This window comes from Mariniradius sediminis, from assembly GCF_021491425.1.
Classification (GTDB): Bacteria; Bacteroidota; Bacteroidia; order Cytophagales; family Cyclobacteriaceae; genus Mariniradius; species Mariniradius saccharolyticus.
Genome location: NZ_JAKEVZ010000015.1, coordinates 1 through 21,646, shown reverse-complemented (window position 1 = coordinate 21,646; position 21,646 = coordinate 1). Strand labels below are relative to the sequence as shown.

General features: G+C 46.2%; 20 protein-coding genes and 1 rRNA gene. 12 read left to right on the top strand and 9 right to left on the bottom strand.

What is annotated here, in order from left to right:
- Positions 1-2 precede the first annotated feature (2 nt).
- The 3 genes from L0U89_RS16885 to cmk form a co-directional block, all read right to left on the bottom strand.
- Entirely contained in the window at positions 3-1,367 is a 1,365-nt protein-coding gene (locus L0U89_RS16885) for a Na(+)-translocating NADH-quinone reductase subunit A (RefSeq protein WP_008631639.1), read from the bottom strand.
- A gap of 129 nt (positions 1,368-1,496) precedes the next feature.
- The gene (locus L0U89_RS16880; RefSeq protein WP_234862591.1) at positions 1,497-2,399 is read right to left on the bottom strand and encodes a 4-hydroxy-3-methylbut-2-enyl diphosphate reductase; all 903 of its coding nucleotides are present in this window, start codon (positions 2,397-2,399) and stop codon (positions 1,497-1,499) included.
- Positions 2,400-2,403: 4 nt separating this feature from the next.
- Positions 2,404-3,084: a (d)CMP kinase gene (gene cmk, locus L0U89_RS16875; RefSeq protein ID WP_234862590.1), complete on the bottom strand. Its 681-nt coding sequence runs from the start codon at positions 3,082-3,084 to the stop codon at positions 2,404-2,406.
- Positions 3,085-3,376: 292 nt separating this feature from the next.
- Here cmk and ade point away from each other — a divergent pair, with 292 nt between their 5' ends.
- A complete protein-coding gene (gene ade / locus L0U89_RS16870; RefSeq protein ID WP_234862589.1) occupies positions 3,377-5,011 on the top strand; it encodes an adenine deaminase in 1,635 nt (544 codons plus the stop codon).
- Positions 5,012-5,026: 15 nt separating this feature from the next.
- Here ade and L0U89_RS16865 read toward each other — a convergent pair whose 3' ends face one another.
- The gene (locus L0U89_RS16865) at positions 5,027-5,383 is read right to left on the bottom strand and encodes a YraN family protein (RefSeq protein ID WP_234862588.1); all 357 of its coding nucleotides are present in this window, start codon (positions 5,381-5,383) and stop codon (positions 5,027-5,029) included.
- Between the two features lie 102 nt (positions 5,384-5,485).
- Here L0U89_RS16865 and lipB point away from each other — a divergent pair, with 102 nt between their 5' ends.
- The 9 genes from lipB (at position 5,486) to L0U89_RS16820 (ending at position 12,780) form a co-directional block, all read left to right on the top strand.
- On the top strand, positions 5,486-6,214 hold the full coding sequence (lipB, locus tag L0U89_RS16860) for a lipoyl(octanoyl) transferase LipB (RefSeq protein WP_234862587.1): 729 nt from the start codon (positions 5,486-5,488) through the stop codon (positions 6,212-6,214).
- 95 nt (positions 6,215-6,309) lie between these two features.
- On the top strand, positions 6,310-6,711 hold the full coding sequence (locus L0U89_RS16855) for a hypothetical protein (protein ID WP_234862586.1): 402 nt from the start codon (positions 6,310-6,312) through the stop codon (positions 6,709-6,711).
- A 130-nt stretch (positions 6,712-6,841) separates the two neighbouring features.
- Positions 6,842-7,417, top strand: coding sequence for a YdbT family protein (locus L0U89_RS16850; RefSeq protein ID WP_234862585.1), 576 nt, complete (start codon positions 6,842-6,844; stop codon positions 7,415-7,417).
- 37 nt (positions 7,418-7,454) lie between these two features.
- Positions 7,455-8,192 carry a 3'-5' exonuclease gene (locus L0U89_RS16845; protein ID WP_234862584.1) on the top strand — a complete coding sequence of 246 codons (738 nt, stop codon included), beginning with the start codon at positions 7,455-7,457 and terminating at the stop codon, positions 8,190-8,192.
- A gap of 151 nt (positions 8,193-8,343) precedes the next feature.
- On the top strand, positions 8,344-8,580 hold the full coding sequence (locus tag L0U89_RS16840; RefSeq protein ID WP_234862583.1) for a hypothetical protein: 237 nt from the start codon (positions 8,344-8,346) through the stop codon (positions 8,578-8,580).
- A 2-nt stretch (positions 8,581-8,582) separates the two neighbouring features.
- A complete protein-coding gene (locus L0U89_RS16835) occupies positions 8,583-8,984 on the top strand; it encodes a type II toxin-antitoxin system VapC family toxin (protein WP_234862582.1) in 402 nt (133 codons plus the stop codon).
- 6 nt (positions 8,985-8,990) lie between these two features.
- Entirely contained in the window at positions 8,991-11,183 is a 2,193-nt protein-coding gene (rnr, locus tag L0U89_RS16830; protein ID WP_234862581.1) for a ribonuclease R, read from the top strand.
- Positions 11,155-12,144 (top strand): polyprenyl synthetase family protein, encoded by a 990-nt coding sequence (locus L0U89_RS16825; protein ID WP_234862580.1) that lies wholly within the window; start codon positions 11,155-11,157, stop codon positions 12,142-12,144. The genes rnr and L0U89_RS16825 overlap by 29 nt, the downstream gene beginning before the upstream one ends.
- Before the next feature lie 6 nt (positions 12,145-12,150).
- On the top strand, positions 12,151-12,780 hold the full coding sequence (locus L0U89_RS16820) for a rhomboid family intramembrane serine protease (protein ID WP_234862579.1): 630 nt from the start codon (positions 12,151-12,153) through the stop codon (positions 12,778-12,780).
- Positions 12,781-12,815: 35 nt separating this feature from the next.
- Here the strand turns inward: L0U89_RS16820 and L0U89_RS16815 are convergent, their stop codons facing one another.
- The 4 genes from L0U89_RS16815 to rplU form a co-directional block, all read right to left on the bottom strand.
- Entirely contained in the window at positions 12,816-13,127 is a 312-nt protein-coding gene (locus L0U89_RS16815; protein ID WP_234862578.1) for an HPF/RaiA family ribosome-associated protein, read from the bottom strand.
- A 253-nt stretch (positions 13,128-13,380) separates the two neighbouring features.
- Positions 13,381-16,449: a WD40/YVTN/BNR-like repeat-containing protein gene (locus tag L0U89_RS16810; RefSeq protein ID WP_234862577.1), complete on the bottom strand. Its 3,069-nt coding sequence runs from the start codon at positions 16,447-16,449 to the stop codon at positions 13,381-13,383.
- A 216-nt stretch (positions 16,450-16,665) separates the two neighbouring features.
- Complete coding sequence (gene rpmA / locus L0U89_RS16805; protein ID WP_040481560.1) at positions 16,666-16,926, bottom strand: 50S ribosomal protein L27; 261 nt, start codon at positions 16,924-16,926, stop codon at positions 16,666-16,668.
- Between the two features lie 32 nt (positions 16,927-16,958).
- Positions 16,959-17,270: a 50S ribosomal protein L21 gene (rplU, locus tag L0U89_RS16800; RefSeq protein ID WP_008631698.1), complete on the bottom strand. Its 312-nt coding sequence runs from the start codon at positions 17,268-17,270 to the stop codon at positions 16,959-16,961.
- A gap of 581 nt (positions 17,271-17,851) precedes the next feature.
- Between rplU and L0U89_RS16795 the strand changes: the two genes are divergently transcribed.
- Both L0U89_RS16795 and L0U89_RS16790 read left to right on the top strand, forming a co-directional pair.
- The gene (locus tag L0U89_RS16795) at positions 17,852-18,832 is read left to right on the top strand and encodes a ribonucleotide-diphosphate reductase subunit beta (RefSeq protein ID WP_008631700.1); all 981 of its coding nucleotides are present in this window, start codon (positions 17,852-17,854) and stop codon (positions 18,830-18,832) included.
- A gap of 36 nt (positions 18,833-18,868) precedes the next feature.
- Positions 18,869-21,274 carry a ribonucleoside-diphosphate reductase subunit alpha gene (locus L0U89_RS16790; protein WP_234862576.1) on the top strand — a complete coding sequence of 802 codons (2,406 nt, stop codon included), beginning with the start codon at positions 18,869-18,871 and terminating at the stop codon, positions 21,272-21,274.
- A 285-nt stretch (positions 21,275-21,559) separates the two neighbouring features.
- Here L0U89_RS16790 and rrf read toward each other — a convergent pair.
- Positions 21,560-21,646, bottom strand: a 5S ribosomal RNA gene (gene rrf, locus L0U89_RS16785); the annotation flags it as partial.

The following is a 21,646-nucleotide window of genomic DNA, read 5'->3' as shown; positions in this document are numbered from 1 at the left end:
ACTTAACTATACATTAATAATTCAATTCCGTTTCTTAGCATTTTCTGCAGCTCGTTTTTGGAAGGATCTATGAACTCGCAAAGTGCCACGTCCTCTTCAACCAACTCGTACAAGCCCAATTCCTCCATTTCGTCAAAATCCTCCGCTACGATGGCCTTGAAGAGATATGTCGGCAGGATATCCATAGGCATTACTTGTTCAAACGCCCCGGTCACAACAAATGGACGTTCTTCCCCATGGGTATTGGTATCAACCACATATTCCTTGTTTCTGTTGAGGAATGAAAACAAACCGAGCGCTTTGTGGAAGCTCAGTTTGGTTGTACTTGGCTTCAGCCACCCCAGAAACTCCTCATATTCTCCTTCAGGAATCAAGGTGATTTGGCTGGCATAGAATCCCAAATATCCTTTATTGTCAATTTTTTCACCAGTCAGAACATTTCCAGAAATCACTCTGACATGTTCTTGCTTGGCGTTTCCAGACACAAAGGTTTCAACATTGCAGCCAATGTATGTTTTTACATACCCGGTGGTTTTGGCCTCGGAACCAGTGACCGCAATGATGCGGGATGCATCATATTTTCCTTCCAAAAAGAGTTTGCCGATCTGAACAACCCCGTAAGGACTTACTGTCCAAACCAAGTCACCTTTATTGATAGGGTCAAGATGGTGGATCTGAGTGCCGACGTTTCCAGCGGGGTGAGGCCCGGAAATTTTGTTCACTTCTACACCGCTCAAGTTTGAAAATACGCTGGCAACTTCTCCCTCGCCATTGATATTGACGTGGACTTTACCGGTGGTGAGTTTCTTGAGGACATCGATACCTGCTTGGAAGTATTTACCTTCACCCTGTAGCGTGAATCCATAATCGGGCGCCAAAGGATGTGTATCAAAGCATGATACGAAAATGGATTTGGGTGTCTCGTCGGGGTTGGCAACGATACCATAGGGCCTTTGGATGATCTGTGGCCACACACCTCCTTTACACATGTGGTCGATCGCTTGAACCTTGGAAAGGGATTTCAGCGCTGAGTCGGTGAACTTCTCGAAAACTTCAAAATCAACCGAGCTGTCGGCGAGGATTTTGATCTCCAACAATTTCCTTTTGTCGCCCCTCTTGATTTCAATGACCTCACCAGAAACCGGCGCAACGTATTGCACTTTGTCCAGGGCTTTATCCATCAGGATCGGGGTACCAGCTTTGACTGTATCTCCCTCACTGACAGTAACTTTTGGACGCTGCATGCCAAGAAAATCGGTCGGCTTCAGGGCAAAAGTTTTTGCCGGGGACATGGATATCAGCTTTTTTTCGGCCTTACCTACCAGCTTTATATCGAATCCCTTCTTAAGCTTTATTGTTTTAGACATATGATTTTTTAACTGTATGGTCTTTTGAAAAACGCCTCAAATCTAATAAAATACTCATTGAATGGAAGCTTAGAATTGCATTATTTGTTGGACGGAAACCGCCCGGAAATGCATCAGCTCTCTGATTTTCTACTTTTCCTCCAAAACAAAGCTCTCGCCTATGGACATGATGTGCCTCATCACCTGTTCCATCAGCCACATGGGTGTGGAAGTGGCACCGCAGATTCCGACTTTGTCATGGGGACTAAACCACGTTGGATCGATTTCTGTTTCGTTTTCCACGAAGTAACTTCTCGGATTTTCGGCCAAACAGACTTGGAAAAGGGCTTTCCCATTGGAGCTCTTTTTCCCAGATACAAAAATCACCACGTCGTTTTCCTGTGAAAAACGCTGAAGCTGCGGTTCCCTGTTGGAAACTTGGCGACAAATGGAGTCATTGGCGTTGAAATCTATCTCGTTCAATTCGCCCTTGGCAGCCCTGATGCGCTCCTCTATTTTATCCTTCAAGGCATAAAAACCTTTGGTGCTTTTTGTAGTCTGGCTGAAAAGCGTCACAGGCTTGGAATAATCGATCAGGTCGAGATCCTTGTCTTCCATCACGACAATGGCTTTTTCGAGCGTCTGTCCCGTCAATCCGATGACCTCAGCATGGCCTTTCTTCCCGTAAATGACTATTTGGCCATCTTCGCGCTCCATCTTGTCAAATGCGGTCTTGACGCGATGCTGAAGTTTCAGCACCACCGGACAAGAGGCATCGATCAGCTCGATATTGTTTTCAATGGCCATGCGGTAGGTTTCCGGTGGCTCGCCATGCGCACGGATGAGGACCTTGCAGTCGCTCAATTCCTGGAGTTGGTCGCGGTCTATCACGACAAGACCCTTATCGGTGAGCCGTTTTACCTCCATATCATTGTGGACGATGTCACCCAGACAGTACAGTTTGTCTGAGACTTCCATTTCATCCTCGGCCATTTTGATGGCAAACTCCACCCCAAAACAGTAGCCTGAATTCTTATCGATGGTTACTTCCATATATTTAGTCGCCAATTTTTGTCTTGGCCCATTGTGCTATCCTTTCTACTTGCTCCCCAAATTCGAGAAAACTGGTATCGAGCTCGAGGGCATCTTCTGCCTTTCTCAGTGGACTTTCGGCCCTCGTGGTATCGATGCGGTCACGCTCTGAGAGATTCTCGATGATGCTTTCCAAATCGACCATTTCGCCCTTTTCCAAGAGCTCCCTCTGCCTGCGTTCGGCACGAATCTGCAAATCGGCAGTCATGAACACCTTTAGCTGTGCATCTGGGAAGACCACCGTCCCGATATCCCTGCCATCCATGACGACGGCCTTTTTTTTCCCCATACGCTGCTGCTGTGCAACAAGTTCGGTTCTGACTTCCTTGATCTTGCTGACTTCACTTACCTTTTCCGAGACGCGCATGGAGCGGATTTCATCCTCTACGTTAATGCCATTGAGATAAGTCTCTTGTTTGCCATTATCGGGATTGGGATGAAATGAAATCTCAAGGTTTGAGAGATACTTAGATACATCCTTTGGGTTTTCCAAGGAAACGTGGTTGTTCAAAAAGTGGAGGGTCGCCGCGCGGTACATGGCCCCTGAATCGATGTAGGTATAGCCCAACGTTTTTGCAACTGCCTTGGCAGTGGAGCTTTTGCCACAACCTGAATATCCGTCAATCGCAACCACGATTTTTTGCATTGATTAATTGGGACCTTACAAATCCAAAATTTCGGGCAAATATAGGGATAAATGGGGATAGTGGAAGAGTAATAGGAAAATTAGAAACGAACCGCATTATACCATATCCAACCGCCAAAAAGTCGGTGCTGAATTCGTCATCGACTAACCAAAAGAACAAAAACCTGCCCGAAACACACCGAAAGTGATTGGGTTTCTCTGCCTTTTTCCGAAGATGTGGTAGTTTTACCCGAAAGTCATTTTGACTGTTCCAAAGGCATTTCCCGCAGTTTTTGAACAAATGTCCACCGCCATGCACCACCGCACCATCCGAGGCCAACTCGTCGATATTCCCAATCGCAGGATTTATGCTGCAGAAATCAAGGTGGAAAACGGCTCCATCCGTGCGATTGAACCTATTGCTGATGACAAAAGTCTTCCTTTTGTTATGCCCGGATTTATCGATGCCCACGTCCATGTCGAGTCGTCGATGTTGGTCCCTTCCGAATTTGCAAGGCTCGCCGTCGTACATGGCACGGTCGCAACAGTCTCCGACCCTCATGAGATTGCCAATGTCTGCGGGATGGAAGGTGTGGAGTTCATGATCGAAAATGGCAAACAGGTCCCCTTCCACTTTCACTTTGGAGCGCCATCCTGCGTCCCTGCGACAACCTTTGAGACTGCCGGGGCGGAAATCACCGCAAACGACATCGATGATTTGTTGGGCAGGGAAGAAATCCGATACCTGGCAGAAATGATGAACTGGCCGGGAACCGTCAACCGTGACCCCGAGGTGATGGAAAAGATCCGCATTGCCCAAAAACACGGCAAACCTATTGACGGACATGCGCCGGGACTGATGGGGGATTTGGCTGCGAAATATATTTCGGCAGGTATTTCGACCGACCACGAATGCTTTACCTATGAGGAAGCCTTGGGGAAAATCAAACTGGGTATGAAGATCATCATCCGGGAAGGGTCGGCTGCAAAAAACTTCGAGGCACTGATCGACTTGATGGATCAATATGCCGAATTCCTGATGTTTTGCTCGGACGACAAGCACCCGGACAACCTGGCTTTGGGACACATCAATCAACTGGCGGCAAGGGCCGTGGCGAAAGGGAAAGATTTGTTTGATGTCCTGACTGCCACTTGTCTCACCCCGATAAGGCATTATGGACTCAAAGTCGGCCAACTGCAGGTCAACAATCCGGCCGACTTCATCCTTGTCGAAAACCTTGAGCAATTCAAAGTGCTCCAAACCTACATCAAAGGTCAGCTTGTCGCTGAAAACGGCATCAGCCTGATCAAATCGGTCCCCGTCTCGGCAATCAACAATTTCCACTTGGGAAAAAAGGAGCCAGCAGACTTTCGTATACTCGCAAAAGGATCAAAAATCAGAGTCATTGAAGCCTTGGACGGGCAATTGGTGACGCCAGAGAAAATCACGGAGCCTAAGGTACTTGATGGCTTTGCGGTCAGTGACCCGGACCGGGACATTCTCAAGATGGCCGTCGTCAACCGCTACGAGAACTCCATTCCCTCCCTCGCATTCATCACCAACTTTGGGCTGAAATCCGGTGCGATTGCCTCCTCGGTTGGACATGATTCGCACAATATCATCGTGGTGGGCGTCGACGACGAATCGATCTGTCGGGCTGTAAATCTTTTGGTGGCGGCAAAAGGCGGCATCTCTGCGGTAACCGGGGAAAAGGAAATGGTCTTGCCCCTGCCCGTCGGAGGAATTATGTCCGACCGGGATGGCTATGAGGTAGCCGGGAAGTACACCGCTTTGGACCAATTTGCCAAAAGCCTCGGTTCTAGGCTCCAATCCCCATTTATGACACTGAGTTTTATGGCCTTGCTGGTGATTCCTGAACTCAAACTAAGCGATAAGGGCCTTTTTGATGGGAAGAATTTTAGGTTTGTGGATGTTTTTTCTGAATAAGTGCTGCACCCCTACTTAATAAAAAGCATCCTCAAAATGCCTGAAGTTCACGTTGCCGTTTCGGTCTTTGTAGACACCGACGATATCAAATCGGATATCCTTGTGCCAGTCTTTTTCATAGATATAGTGGTCGGCAGCCTTGACCAATAGCTTTCTTTTGGTCGCGTCGACAAACTCCTCCGCATACCCAAATCCCGTGCCGCTGCGGAACTTCACCTCCACAAAAACCAACAGACCGCGGAATCTGAACACCAAGTCAATCTCGGCATGCCCGTGCCGGTAGTTTTCATCGAGAAACTCATACCCCTTGGAAACCAGCCATTCCTTGGCCATTTGTTCCGCTTCCTTGCCGATTTGGTTGTGTTCCGCCATGGTTATTTTGGTTACTTTTGAGCTTCAAATACCCCATTCAGTCTTGCCCCAAAGAACCAATCAGGGATTTCGGGCGTTTCCAAATGGCATTCCTTTATAACTGTGAATCAAGTTATCAATAAAAAAGTAAAATTTATAGACTTAGGTCAAAAAGACTATAAGGAAACATGGGATTTTCAGGAAGCGCTTTTTGCAAAAACCGTCGCGACCAAGATCCAAAACCGGAGTTTGTCACCAACGGAACAAAAGGCGACCGAAAATTTCCTGCTTTTTGTTGCGCATCCGCACGTCTATACACTTGGGAAGAGCGGGGAACTCTCCCATCTATTGTTGGACGAAAAAGGATTGGAGGAGAAAAATGCCACATTTTATAAAATCAACCGCGGTGGGGATATCACGTACCACGGACCCGGGCAGCTAGTCGGCTATCCTATTTTGGATTTGGAAAATTTCTTTACCGATATCCACAAATACCTACGTCTGCTCGAAGAGGCGATAATCCTGACATTGGCCGAGTACGGCATCGAAGCAGGCCGAATTGATGGTTTGACCGGGGTTTGGTTGGACCATATTGCGCAGAAGAACCCAAGGAAGATATGCGCCATGGGTGTCAAATCCAGCCGATGGGTGACGATGCATGGCTTTGCTTTCAATGTCAATGCCGATATCGCCTATTTCAACAACATCGTCCCCTGCGGCATTCCCGACAAGGCCGTGACCTCCATGCACCTGGAACTGGGCAAGAAAATCGACGAGGACGAAGTCAAGGGAAAAGTCAAAAGACACCTTGCCGCGTTGTTCGGAATGGAGATTGAATCACCAAAGCCTTGAAATTTCAAATGACGGATGTAATGTCTACAGTTGAACAAAATCCGCCTTTTTTCACGAAGTCTCATATCTAAAGTCTATTGTCTTCAGTCTAAAAAATGAAAAAAGACATTGAATTCCACCCCGTTGCTGGGGTCAAATTGGCGATCGCAAAGGAAGTAATCGAGGGTCAAACCGAGTGGTCGGTCTATATCATCAACCACAACCTGATCGAACTCAATACCGTGATGATCACTTCCAAGGGTTATGGTTTTATCGGCGGAGAGCAAAGGAGAACCTCCGTGCTTCGCCATATGATCAAGGAATTGGGCCCACAATCCATCGCCAAGATCGAGCCGATTGATCCGGCGCTGTTTGCACTACACAATGAATTTTGGGTTAGCTACTACATCCTGGACCAAATTTTTGACAAGAAATTCATTTTTACAGAGGGCAGCATGAACCCTGCCAATATCAGCTTTATACCGGATTTGGGTTTGGAAGGGGTGCTGCATAGGTAAGATTTGGTATCATACATATGCTCAAAAGATTGAGACGATTATCAAACTGTTTTCTAACACCTATTTGGTGTTCACCTTGGCAAATACAAACGTTTGGAATTGTTTTTCGAAAGGATGAAAAATCGAATTTATGAAACGAAGCTCCCAAAAAACCGAAGAGAAAGTGCTTTTCACTTTGAAAAGGAAGCTTCCCTATTTTGAAATTACGGTACTTGCCTGGTTTCTTTTCCTTGTTTGTTTGGCGATTTCTCGGTTCGTAATTACCAATGAGGCCGGGTACATTTGGTTATTTGTCGGTGCAACGATCGGTTTTTCGTTCTTTGTTTACGTTTTCGATAACTCCAGTAAATCCTTACTCGTAGCAGACAACCACATCGAAATAAAAACGTGGTTGACGAAAAGAAAAACCATGGTCCCTATCAAGGAAATAAAGGGATATGAAAAAAGAGAAATTTATACCCGATTCGGCCTCACTGATCATGTGAGAATAGTAACTCACGACAACCGTTATTTTGAATTCATGGCAGAAAACTATTCGAATTACAGATGGCTGCCGAAAGGTTTAGCAAGAACGAAAATTCAGTATTTGGGTCGGGTCGAAATAAAGTCAAAATACAAATACCTGATCACTCAAATAACGGTAATAGGCTCCCTGTTAGCGGTTCTCTTATTTTTTCTCCTTCAATTAATCAAATTATTTCGATAGATTTAGGTGATAATTTTCCGTCTTAAATCAAATGCCTATGGGAACCTTTCACCCCGAATGGAAAGACATCCTCTTTTTGGATATTGAGACTGCTTCTTTGGAAGCGGATTTTGAGCAATTGCCCGAGCGCCTACAGGAAGAATGGACCAAAAAGGAAAAACATATCCTGGGACCCGAGTCCGAACACCAAGCAGGGAATTTTTTCTTCCAGAAAGCCGGCATCTATGCCGAATTCGGAAAAGTGATCTGTATCGGTGTGGGCTATTTCCATATCGACCCCAACTCAGACAAAGTCGAATTCAGGACCAAGAGCTTTTGCGAAGACAGCGAACAGGAAACATTGGCGGGATTTGCGGCTTTGTTGTCCAAGAAGAAGTGGACCCTGTGCGCCCACAACGGCAAGGAGTTTGACTTTCCCTACCTCTGCCGCCGGCTGCTTGTCAACAAGATCCCCCTGCCCGAACCCCTTCAGATCGCAGGCAAAAAGCCCTGGGAAATTCGGCATTTGGATACCATGGAGCTGTGGCGCTTTGGGGACTACAAGCACTACACGCGGCTCGAACTGCTGGCAGCGATCTTCGACATACCGACCTCCAAGGAAGGAATCGACGGCAGCCAAGTCAATGAAACCTATTATCTCAAAGGCGATATAGAGACGATACGGCAGTATTGCCTGCGGGACGTATGGGTAACGGCGCAGATTTACCTCGCCATGCAAGCCTACCAAAATGTGTCGGAACTGGTATGGGTCGATACGGATAAACAGGAGGAATGAGGCTTTCCAAGCTGGAATTCCAGTTTGGACCAATGGCTGAATATTGGGTAAATGAACTTTTCTGCCCAAAATTTAATTACAGATTAAGTTATTGGAAGCCGTATCAGGATGCCCATGGTTTTTCTTAACTTTATCAAAAATCCTGAAAGTGATGAAAGAAAACACAGCCGAGGAGATCAAAAATCGAATCAGCCACAAACTGGAAAAGTGGAGTGAAAAGGATTTGGCTACGTTGGAGTCGATAATCAATGCGTTGGAAAAGGAGCATTCCAATATCGAAAACATCATGTCATTCAGGGGTTTTTTAAAGGACATGGATGAGGATTTTAAGCTAGATCTTACGACAAGACTGCCGCAAATACGACTTGAAGGATCAAAGAACAGTTGAATTTGGAAAAGGCGATTTTGGACACGGACACGTTGTTGAATTTTTTCGATGATGATGAGAACACATCGCGAGCGGTAGCGCTTTACATTTCCGCACATCGCCGCCTCACAATCGCGGAACTGACAATTTTTGAGATTCTCCGTGGTTTGTATTATCGCAATGCCACAAAAAGGATCGAAAAATTCGATGATTTCCTTTCCAAGTGCGAGATTTTACCAACCTCGAGAGAATCCATCAAAATTTCCTCAAGGATTTATGCGGAACTCAAGCGCAAAGGAATTTCAATAGGCGAGGTTGATATCCTCATCGCAGGCATCGCGATCCAACACAATTTAGAATTGATTACAAACAACTTGGGCCATTTCAGACATATCGAAGGCCTGCAAACAAACAATTGGAAATAAACTACTATGGGTAGAAAATCAGACAGAGGCGGTAAAAAAGGAAAACAAGGAGGGAAAGTGGTGGATACCGCCCAATTGGCCAGAAAAATCATGAGCTTCCTCGACAACCATTTTGGACAGGAGTTCAACGCCAAACAAATCATCAAAAAACTCGAAATTCGGGATTCAGTCGCCAAAGGTGCCGTCGAACCGACGATGCACAAGCTGGCCGCGGCAGGGTCCATTTCAAAAAGTCCGAGGAACTATTTTGCCTCGATCAAAGAACCTGAGTTCATCGAAGGCGAAGTGGACTATGTCAACCCGCGGTTTGCCTTTATCAAGCCCGACCCGAAGCATGGCATCGAGGAGGATATCATGATCAAGGAAGCCGATCTCAAGCATGCGCTTGATGGCGACCGGGTCAGAATCATGGTGTATCCGACCAAAGGTTCTAGCGGACGAATCGAAGGAAAAGTCCTAGAAATCGTCAACCGTGTCCGGGATGAATTCGTCGGCAGGGTGGAGATTTCCCCGCGCTATGCCTTTGTGGTCCCGGATTTCAAGAAAATGCACCACGACATTTTTGTCCACAGGGGCGATTTGAAGGGTGCCGAACACAACCAAAAAGTCGTCGTCAAGCTCAGCGAATGGCGGGAGGATGACAAAAATCCGACGGGTAAGGTCATCCGTGTTTTGGGAAAAGCAGGCGAGCACGAAGTCGAGATCCACTCTATCATGGCTGAGTTTGGTTTGCCTTTTGAGTACCCCAGCGGTCCAGAGGAAGAAGCAAATGCCATCCCGGAAGCCATCCCACAGCAGGAAATCCAAAGCCGTCGGGATATGCGGGATGTGCCCACGTTCACCATTGACCCCGTGGATGCGAAGGACTTTGACGATGCGATCTCCTATCAGGTCCTGCCCAATGGCAATTATGAAATCGGCGTGCACATTGCCGACGTCACCTACTATGTCAAGCCCAAGACCCAATTGGAGAAAGAGGCCTTTGACCGGGCGACCTCGGTGTATTTGGTAGACAGGACAATCCCGATGCTGCCGGAAAGGCTAAGCAACGGACTTTGCTCCCTGCGTCCCAACGAGGACAAATTGACCTTTTCCTGCGTGTTTGAGATGGACGAAAATGCGGACGTGGTCAAGCATTGGATTGGCCGGACGGTGACCCATTCCAATCGCCGGTTTGCCTATGAAGAAGGCCAAGAAAATATCGACAACCAAAGCGGTGATTTCTACCAAGAACTCACCATTCTCAACGATCTCGCCAAAAAACTCCGCAAACGCAGGTTTGATAAGGGTGCGGTTAACTTTGAGACCGTGGAAGTCAAATTCAAATTGGATGAAAAGGGAAAGCCCCTGGGCCTGATGGTCAAGGAGAGGAAAGATATCCACAAGCTGATTGAGGAATTCATGCTATTGGCCAACCGGACCGTGGCGGAATTTATCTACAATAAGGATAAAGGCAAGGATACCTTTGTGTACCGTATCCACGATTTCCCGGACCTGCAGCGTTTGGAGACTTTCGCGACCTTTGCCAAAAAATTCGGGCATGACCTCAAAATCTCCGAGGGAGCCAAGATATCCAAGGCACTCAACCAACTGATGGATGAAATCGTCGGCAAACCCGAGCAAAACGTCCTCGAGCAATTGGCGATCCGCAGCATGGCGAAGGCCAAGTACACCACCGAGGCAAAAGGGCACTTTGGACTTGCGTTTGCGCATTATACCCACTTTACTTCACCCATCAGAAGGTATCCTGACATGATGGTGCACAGGCTTTTGCAGCATTATCTGGACAATGGAAAATCGCCTGACCCCGATCCCTGGGAGGAAAAATGCGTGCATTCGTCCGAAAGGGAAAAACGTGCTGCGGACGCCGAACGCGCCTCCATCAAGTACAAGCAAGTCGAATACATGTCATTGGCCGAAGAGAAAGACTATGAAGGAATCGTCAGCGGCGTGACTGAATGGGGCGTTTATGTGGAAATCACCGAAACCAAATGCGAAGGACTGGTCCGTGTGGCTGACATGAATGACGATTACTACGATTTCGATGAAAAAAACATGCGCCTGATTGGCTCCAAAACCAAAAAAATGATCACTTTGGGCGACAAAGTATCCGTCCGGGTAGTTAACACTGATATTGATAGAAGAACCATAGACCTGGAATTTGCAGATAATGGACCGAAACAAAGAAAGCGTAGATAAGATCCTCGGGGATTTCGAAAAACATATCCAAACTTATAAGTACGGACAATCACCCATAGAGCTCTACGAGCCGATATCCTACATCATGAACCTGGGCGGCAAGCGCATCCGCCCACTGCTGACGCTGTTGGCTTATTCACTTTATCGTGATGACTACGAAAAAATCCTCACACCGGCAGCGGCTGTGGAGGTTTTCCACAACTTCACCCTGATGCACGACGACATCATGGACAATGCCCCCCTGCGAAGGGGAAAGGCTACCGTTCATGAAAAATGGAATCCAAACATTGCCATTCTATCGGGCGATGTCATGCTCGTAAAGGCTTACGATATGCTGTTGGAAGCGGAGAAAGAAAAGCTTCCAAGCGTCATGCGACTCTTTAACAAAACCGCTGCAGAAGTCTGCGAAGGACAACAGCACGACATGAACTTCGAAAGCCGGGATTCCGTCTCTGAGGAAGCCTACATCGATATGATTAGGTTGAAAACCGCCGTTTTGCTGGGATATGCACTGCAATATGGGGCGATACTAGCAGGTGCACCGGATGCGGACTCCCAGCGGCTCTACGATTTTGGTGTGAATATTGGCATCGGGTTTCAGCTCAAAGACGATCTGCTTGACGTGTATGCGGATCAGGCGAAATTTGGCAAACAGGTCGGCGGAGATATAATTTCCAACAAGAAGACCTTTCTGCTGATCAAAGCAAAAGATCTCGCTAACGGAGAAAATCAAGAAATTTTGGAAAAGTGGATCAGTGCAAGGGAATTTGACAAGGAAGAAAAAGTCGCGGCGGTGACCAAAATCTATGATGCTTTGGGTATCCGTGAACTTACGGAAGCCAAAATGCATCAATACTTTGAGAAAGGATTTGGCCAATTCTCCAGCCTTCAAGTACCGAATCCAAAGATGAAGGCACTTTTGCTTCAACTGACCCAGGACCTGGCCAATCGGGAAAAATAGCATCTTATGGATTTATCGGCTACCATTGTCCTGATCATTTTCACCGCATTGACTTCCTATCTCGCGTGGCAACGCCCTGCCATGATGGAACGGTGGATGTTCATTCCCAAGAAAATCCACCAATCCAATCAGTGGGACAGGTTTGTACTTTCAGGTCTAATCCACAAGGATTCCACGCACTTGTTTTTCAACATGTTTACGCTCTATTTCTTTGGCGGGATCATCGAACGGTTTTTCTTGTACCAATTTGGACCGAGCTTGGGAATACTCGGGTTCCTTGGGTTTTTCTTTGGTGCCGTCGTGGTGGCAGATAGCCCAACCTATTTCAAGCACCGGGAGCACGGATATTACCGGGCATTGGGCGCATCAGGCGGCGTGGCGGCGACTGTTTTTGGCAGCATCTTGCTGATGCCACTCTCTGATATCTGCCTATTCGGGATTATTTGCCTTCCCGGTTTTGCATTGGGAGGCCTGTTTTTGATCTATTCGATCGTGCAGTCGAAAAAAGGAAACGATGGCATCAACCATGACGCGCACTTGTTTGGGGCGCTTTTTGGGATTGTGGCGATTCTGATTTTGGCACCCCAAACGGCGGTCCAGTTTGTTGAACAAATAAAAAACTTCAGGCTTTTTTGACCTGAAGTTTCTTCGTTTGAGCGGCTTCCAATAATTTATTTGTCTTTTTGGAGCTGTCTGATATTCTTGTCTGTCACGGCACGCAGCATCGTATTCCAGCGATCTTTCCCTTTCTCCTCTGAAAACACATCGGGACCGGGAACACCAACCCGCATTCCCAAGATCCTCTCGGCTGTCTTTCCTTTCCCAGACACATTGAAATACAAATCAACCGCATTGATATTTTGGGTAAATCTTGAAAGTTTGTCAATGGCCTTCCTTATTTGAGCCTGCACACCGTCGGGCAGATCGACCTGCGGAGCTTGCACATCTATTTTGATTCCTTTGTAATTTTCCGTGTAATTCATAGTACAATACTTTTAGGTTACTTTGGTCAAACGATAATGAAAATGTTTTTAAATATAGTTCCGATTTGATTTTCTCAATTGAATATTCTCCAAATAAATGTTAAAAGAGTCATTTTAAAAATATGACAAATGCCGAATTCGAATTTCCCAATATCCATTTTGAGAATAGTAAAATTAGGGGATTGGCCCAATTTTAATTCGCAGAAACTTTTTGGAAAGAAAAATCCCCGATACTGCGACCGGGGATTTTATGCTATTTCTTGGAAATCGGCTGACTCAGGTCATTGATATCCAAGAGCTTCGAAATTTGATTTTTCTCGATATCCCTGAACTTGGCCAGTTGGACGTCGATCTGTCTTGTGATTTCCACCCTCACGGCTTCCGCGCCATCGGTTGGACGCCATTCGCCCGTCCCGACAATCACATTCAAATGCGCCAACTTATTGTTGAGCCTGATGGGGAAATTCAGCGGATCTTGACCGCTTCGGTTTTGGGTTTGGTAAAGCTCCTGTTCGATCGCGGTAATGCTCTTGACTACAGGCTCGATCCGACGCTTTTGTCCCGGCTTTTCGGTCGCAAGCGCATTCAGTTTATCCCGATACTGACGGATGGAAATGATGGCCTCATGCGTCTCGGTCAATTTGTCCCGGACCTGCAACAAGAAATCATATTGGGCCTGTAGGTCTTCTTGGCTTGCCTCATACCTCAAGTCTGGTAACACTTTGAAGCTTTGCTGTTCGGACTTTCCGTCTACAGTAAGTTTCACTATGTATTCCCCCGGTACGACTTTCGGTCCCCTTAGCGGCCCTGACCACATGATTATTCCTTCAAAGCCCTTTGCGTCCGGTACTCTCAGGTTCCAGTTAAATTCATTAGCGCCAAGCTTGTATTTCAAAGTGTCCTTTTCGATTCCTTTGGAGGAAAACTCCCGGATGAGATTGCCGGCTTTGTCGAGAAACTCGATCCGAAGTTCTTCCCTAGCGGAATCTTTCAAGTGAAAATACACCAAAACTCCGCCTGGTCGATTGGTTCCTGCAGTTTTGGATTCTCTCTTCACGCCGTCTATACGGTAAGAGTCCTGTGGCTTATAGAGGTGGAAAGGCTTTGCGGCAATCTGGTCATTCAACTGATGGATAACTGTCAAGTCGTCGATGATCCAAAAACTTCTGCCTTGGGTCGCAGCGATCAGGTTATTTTGCTTTATCGCCAAGTCCGTGATCGGGACGATCGGTAGGTTTAACTGGAAGGGCTTCCAATCAGCCCCGTCATTGAAGGAAATGTACATGCCAGTCTCGGTGCCGGCGTAGAGAATTCCCTTTTTCACAGGATCAGCCCGAACTACCCTTGTGAAATGCTGGGCGTTGATTCCGTTGACGATTTTTGTCCAAGTCTTTCCATAATCCGTGGTCTTAAACAGATAAGGTGCGAAATCCCCGTTCTTGTAGGCCGTCGCGGCAAAATACAATCCTCCTGCTTCAAACGGATGACCTTCCATGCTATTGACTTGGGTCCATTCAGGTAATTCCTTTGGCGTGACATTTTCCCAGGTTTTTCCATTGTCTTTGGACACGTGCACGAGACCATCGTCAGAACCGGCCCAAAGTACTCCCTGCTGTACCGGTGATTCGGTCGCCGCAAAAATCGTGGAGTAATACTCGACGGAAGTGTTGTCTTTTGTAATCGGTCCTCCAGAAGGTCCTAGCTTTTCCTTTGCATTTCTAGTCAAATCAGGGCTAAAGGTCTCCCATGACTGGCCTCCATTCGTAGATCTGTGGAACTGATTGGAGGTCGTATATAGAACCTTGGGATTGTGTGGCGAGAAAAAGATCGGGAAGTTCCATTGGAACCTGTACTTCATTCCCTCAGCACCGTGACCCATTGGGTTGTCGGGATATACGTTCACGTTGCGTGCAGCGCCGGTGCGGTGGTTGAGCATTTGGAGTAGACCACCATAGTTGCCCCCATAGACGATATCGTTATCCAAAGGATCCACGGCCAGCCATCCTGACTCGCTGCCGGCACTTTCTTCCCAATCTTCTTCCGTGATTCCACTCCCTTCATTGCGATGGCTGATGCGGAGGGTTGAATTGTCCTGCTGTGCTCCATAGATTCTGTAGGGAAAATGGTTGTCGGTCGTCACGCGGTAAAACTGCGCCGTGGGTTGGTTAAAATAAGTAGTCCACGAGGTCCCTCCGTCAAAGGAAACCTGTGCGCCACCGTCGTCAGCCATGACCATGCGCTGATTGTCATTTGGATCGATCCAAAGATCGTGGTGGTCTCCGTGGGGGGCATTTGCACTTTTAAAGGTTTTGCCGCCGTCAGTGGATTTGTGATAGCTGACGTTGAGGACATAGACCGTGCTATCGCTTTTGGTATCAGCATAAATTCTGCTATAGTACCAAGCCCGCTGCCTAAGGTTTCGGTCATCGTTGGTTTTTTCCCAAGTGGCACCGCCGTCATCCGAGCGAAATACGCCACCGTCCAAGTTCTCTATGATTGCCCAAATACGATTGGAATTGACCGGGGAGATTGTGACGCCGATAATTCCCAAAAGACCGGATGGCAGACCTTTGTTCGAGGAAATATCAGTCCAATTCTCACCACCATCGGTGCTTTTGAACATCTTGGAACCTGGGCCGCCGCTTTCCAAACTATACGGCGTGCGTTTGACCTCCCATGTAGTCGCAAACATCACGAGCGGATTTTTCGGATCTATCACCAAATCCACGGCACCTGCTGTCGGGCTTACAAAAAGCGTCCTTTCCCAGGTTTTTCCACCATCCACAGATTTGTACACACCCCGCATGTCCGTAGGCTTGAAGATATCCCCCAAAACCGCTGCATACACAATGTCAGGGTTGCTTGGATGAATTCGGATTCTAGAAACAAAGCGGGTTTCTTCCATGCCCAAATGGGTCCAGGTTTTTCCGGCATCGGCACTTTTCCAAAAACCATATCCGTAGGAGACGTTACCCCTGACTGTCTTCTCTCCGCCACCGACATAGAGGATATTTGGATCTGACTCAGAAACGGCGACGGCACCGATTGAACCTCCGAAAAATCCATCTGATACGTTCTCCCAGGTTTTCCCACCGTCTGTCGTTTTCCATACCCCGCCGCCTGTGGCCCCGAAGTAGAAGGTATTTCGCTCGGACTTGACCCCAACTGCCGTAGCAGAACGTCCGCCTCTGTGCGGGCCGATCGAACGCCATTGGACGGCGTCGTAGAGTTTCTCATCATATGATTGCCCTTGGGTTTCATATTGAAATCCAAATGCCAACAAAAATCCTATGAGCAGGATATTTCTAAAGGTTTTATACATAGCAGATTTTCGAGTTTAGTGGACTTCAATTTAATCCAAGCGATAATGATTCCCATAAAAAAAATTACTGTTGGTGAAAAAATCACTAAAACGGCCGCGATTCCCGAGTTATCGCGGCTCGGGTTCCCACCTTCTACAATTCTTCAAATCAACTGACACAAAAAAGAAAAGGCCTCCCGTTTGGGAAGCCTTTTTGCTTTTTTTAGCGAATGCTAATTATGCTTCAGATGGAAGTACGCTGATGTAAGATTTGCCATCATATTTTTTCTTGAAAGCCACCTTGCCATCAACCAAAGCAAAAAGCGTGTGATCTTTTCCGATCCCAACGTTTTCTCCCGGGTGGTGCTTTGTACCTCGTTGTCTTACAATGATATTACCGGCAACTACATCCTGTCCACCGAATATCTTTACGCCAAGTCTTTTGGAATGTGATTCTCTACCGTTCTTGGAACTACCTACACCTTTTTTGTGAGCCATAGTATTATTCGTTTATGATTTCCTGTGAAACCTTAGATTGTGATGTTTTCGATCAAAATTTTGGTGAACTGCTGTCTGTGACCGTTTTTCTTCTTGTAACCTTTTCTCCTTTTCTTTTTGAAGACGATTACTTTGTCACCTTTTACGTGATCCAGGATTTTCCCGGATACCTTGGCACCTGCGATAGTTGGTGCCCCTATTGATACAGTGCCATTGTCGTCTGCCAACAATACCTGATCAAATTCCACGGACGCGCCAGCTTCACCTTGCATTTTTGGTGCATAGAGTTGCTGATCTTTTGTTACTTTAAACTGCGTTCCAGCGATGTTTACAATTGCGTACATATATAAATGAGATGCATTAGGAAATTGAGGTGCAAATATAACAATTGTTTGGTGAAATCAAAAACCAGTTTCGCAAGTAAATTCAGTCCTGCAATACGTCAAGTCAAACCGGCGCTATCCTCTTGTTTTATAATCAGGTCGACAAAGCCAGCCCACGAAATTACCCAAGGAAAATGACGAATTTCCAAGGCTACCGCATGCGATTGAGGATGAAATCTCATCATAAACAAAACAAATTATCGAATTGACCAATGTTCAAAAATATAAATCGAAAATATGGCTGAAAAAAAGTTTTCTAACCTCAAAAAAAAATTTATACCTGATTTAGAGCATTTTTAATTTAAGTTAAACTTTATTTAAATACACTTAATATACTTAAATACAGATTTTTATAAAATATTTGAATATAAGTCAAAAAACGAATCATTTCGCACAATTTGCTGTTTTATTTCTAGTATTTGTTGACCATATTTGTACGAGGCTGTTCTGAAAAAGACGGCCTTTTCTTTCCAGTACTTACCAGAGAATGTTAGAGACCTTTTGATTCGAAAAATCAAAGATTTACCAAACAAGTAAAAGCAATGCAACACGTAGAACCTATTCTCCAAGAAAACAAAGACAGATTTGTTTTATTCCCAATCCAGCACGATGATATTTGGAAATTTTATAAGAAGGCAGAGGCGAGTTTCTGGACGGCTGAAGAGATAGACCTGAGCCAGGATTTGCGTGACTGGAAAAACCTCAACGACGGAGAGCGTCACTTCATTTCCCATGTATTGGCGTTTTTTGCTGCTAGCGATGGGATCGTAAATGAAAACCTCGCAGAACACTTTGTGGCAGAGGTGCAGTATACGGAGGCTAAATTCTTTTACGGATTCCAAATAGCCATGGAAAACATCCATTCCGAAACCTACAGCCTCTTGATCGATACCTATATCAAAGACGCTGTGGAAAGGGATAGGCTACTCCACGCTATAGAGCACATCGACTGCATCAAGAAGAAGGCAGAGTGGGCGTTGAGGTGGATTGACAACGGGAACTTCCAAGAGAGATTGATTGCATTTGCTGCGGTAGAGGGTATTTTCTTCTCTGGCTCTTTCTGCTCGATATTCTGGCTGAAGAAGCGGGGCCTCATGCCGGGCTTGACTTTCTCGAACGAGCTAATTTCCAGGGACGAGGGGTTGCACTGTGACTTTGCTTGCCATCTATACACCAAGCACGTCGTCAACCACTTGCCTAAAGAGACTGTCACTCGAATCATCATGGATGCGGTGGCCATCGAAAAGGAATTTGTGACGGACGCACTGCCTGTGAAGCTTATTGGTATGAATTCTGACTTGATGTGCCAGTATATAGAGTTCGTTGCTGACAGACTTTTGGTCGAACTAGACTGTGCTAAGGTATGGAACTCCACCAATCCGTTTGATTTTATGGATATGATTTCACTGCAAGGAAAAACCAACTTCTTCGAAAAACGAGTGGGTGACTATCAGAAAGCTGGAGTGATGAAATCAAAAGAAACTGTAGAAGTCAACCGATTCAGCATCGGCGAAGACTTCTAATTTATAACCACCAAAACCAACCCAAAATCTTCAATCATGCTAGTAATAAAAAGAGACGGACGCCGGGAATCGGTAAGATTTGACAAGATCACGACTAGGATCGAAAACCTTTGCTATGGCTTGGATTCACGATACATCCATCCCATTGAAGTTGCAAAAAAGGTCATCGACGGCCTTTATGACGGAGTAACGACCTCCGAATTGGATAACTTGGCGGCTGAGGTTTGCGCGTCCTTGACCGTGAAACACCCGGATTATGCAGTGTTGGCGGCACGCATCGCTATTTCCAATCTCCATAAGACAACATCACAGTCCTTTTCAAATACCATGAAGAGGATGTATACCTACATTAACCCAAAAACGGGGGAAAATGCGGCATTGATCGCCCCCGACGTTTATGGAGTAGTGAAAAACCACGCAGCCAAATTGGATGAGGCAATCGATTACACAAGGGATTTTGACTACGATTACTTTGGATTCAAAACCTTGGAAAAAAGTTACCTGATCAAATTGGATGGCAAAGTGGTCGAGCGTCCACAGCACATGCTGATGCGCGTCGCAGTAGGCATCCACAAAGAGGATATTGATTCCGCTATAGAAACCTACCATTTGCTCTCCCAAAAATGGTTTACGCATGCCACCCCAACGCTCTTCAATGCAGGGACTCCAAAGGCACAATTGTCTTCCTGCTTCTTGTTAACGATGAAAGATGACAGCATCGATGGCATTTATGACACCTTGAAGCAGTGCGCCAAGATTTCACAATCCGCCGGAGGCATAGGGCTTTCCATCCACAATATCCGGGCAAAAGGGAGCTATATCAGGGGAACAAACGGCGTATCCAACGGTATTGTTCCAATGCTCAGAAATTTTGACATGACTGCTCGCTACGTGGACCAAGGAGGCGGCAAGAGAAAGGGAAGCTTTGCTATTTACCTAGAGCCATGGCATGCGGACGTGAAGGATTTTCTTGAATTGAAAAGAAACCACGGGAAAGAAGAAATGCGGGCTAGAGATCTGTTCTATGCCATGTGGATCCCAGACTTATTCATGAAACGGGTGGAGCAAAATGACGAATGGTCGCTGTTTTGTCCAAATGAAGCCCCGGGATTGGCAGATTGCCATGGGGAAGAATTTGAAAGGCTGTATGAAAAATACGAGAAGGAAGGCCGGGCGAGGGAAGTAGTAAAAGCCCAAGAACTTTGGTTTGAGATTTTGGAATCCCAAATCGAGACTGGAACACCATATATGCTTTATAAGGACTCGGCCAACAAGAAGTCTAACCAACAGAATCTCGGAACTATCAAGTCTTCTAACCTCTGTACCGAAATTATTGAATACACAGCCCCTGATGAAGTGGCGGTTTGTAACCTCGCTTCAATCGCATTGCCAAAGTTTGTTACTGAAGGCCCAGACGGCAAGTTGTTCTTTGATCACAATAAGTTGTATGAGATAACGAAAGTTGCGACTCGAAACCTCAACAAAGTAATCGATATCAACTATTATCCTGTCGAAGAAGCCCGCAGGTCTAACTTCAGGCATAGGCCAATTGGGCTAGGCGTTCAAGGTTTGGCAGACGCGTTTATCATGTTGAGAATGCCGTTTGATTCAGCTGAGGCAAAAGGATTGAACGAGGATATTTTTGAGACGATCTACTACGCTGCGGTCGAAACATCCATGGAATTGGCCAAGACACAAGGTTCCTACGAGACCTTTGAAGGCTCACCAGCATCCAAGGGAATCCTTCAATTTGATATGTGGGGGGTAACTCCAAAGTCTGGCAGATGGAATTGGGATGAACTGAAAGTGAATGTTATTCAGCATGGCTTGAGAAATTCACTTCTCGTCGCTCCAATGCCTACAGCATCCACGTCCCAGATTCTTGGTAACAACGAATGTTTCGAACCATATACTTCCAACATCTATACGAGACGAACGCTTTCGGGAGAGTTTATTGTCGTCAATAAGCATTTGATGAAGGATTTGATCAAACTGGGGCTTTGGAACGACACAATGAAAAACCGTCTGATCGCTGCAAATGGATCTGTTCAAAACGTACCCGGAATTCCGCAAAACATCAAAGACATCTACAAGACTGTTTGGGAGCTATCCCAAAGGGTAATCATCGACATGGCAGCCGATAGAGGGGCATATATCTGTCAATCCCAAAGTATGAACGTATTCATGCAGGATCCAAACTTTGGTAAACTAACATCCATGCATTTTTATGCTTGGAAAAAAGGGCTGAAGACAGGCATGTATTATTTGAGATCCCAGGCTGCTGCTGCTGCGATCCAGTTTACAGTAGACAAATCAGCATTGGAACCCGAAAAGACTGTTGTGGCTCAAACACCAACGATGGATTTGACCAAATCCCAAAAACAGGGTGCGATAGCTTGCTCGTTGGACAATCCGGAAGATTGTGAAATGTGTGGGAGTTAATTAATCGCTACAATACTGGATTTACAAAAAATCGCTTGACGCTCTCAAGCGATTTTTTGTTTAGTGAGGGGATGCTGAATCGCCTATCACATGCTCCTTAACTTTTAAGAAAGATAGTCTTCCTCCCAAGCTTTTCAATTTGGCAAGCCATCCGTACAATTAAGAATCCGTACACAACTCGTTTCGATTTGAAAGACTGATAGCTCCTAGAATAATCCGTTTCTCAAGTGATTTTGCCAGAGGCCTAAAAAGCAAAAAGCCAGCAGAGATTGCTGGCTTTGGATGTTGTGGCGGCGGCCTACTCTCCCGGGTGCGACCCCAGTACCATCGGCGCTGCAGGGCTTAACTTCTCTGTTCGGGATGGGAAGAGGT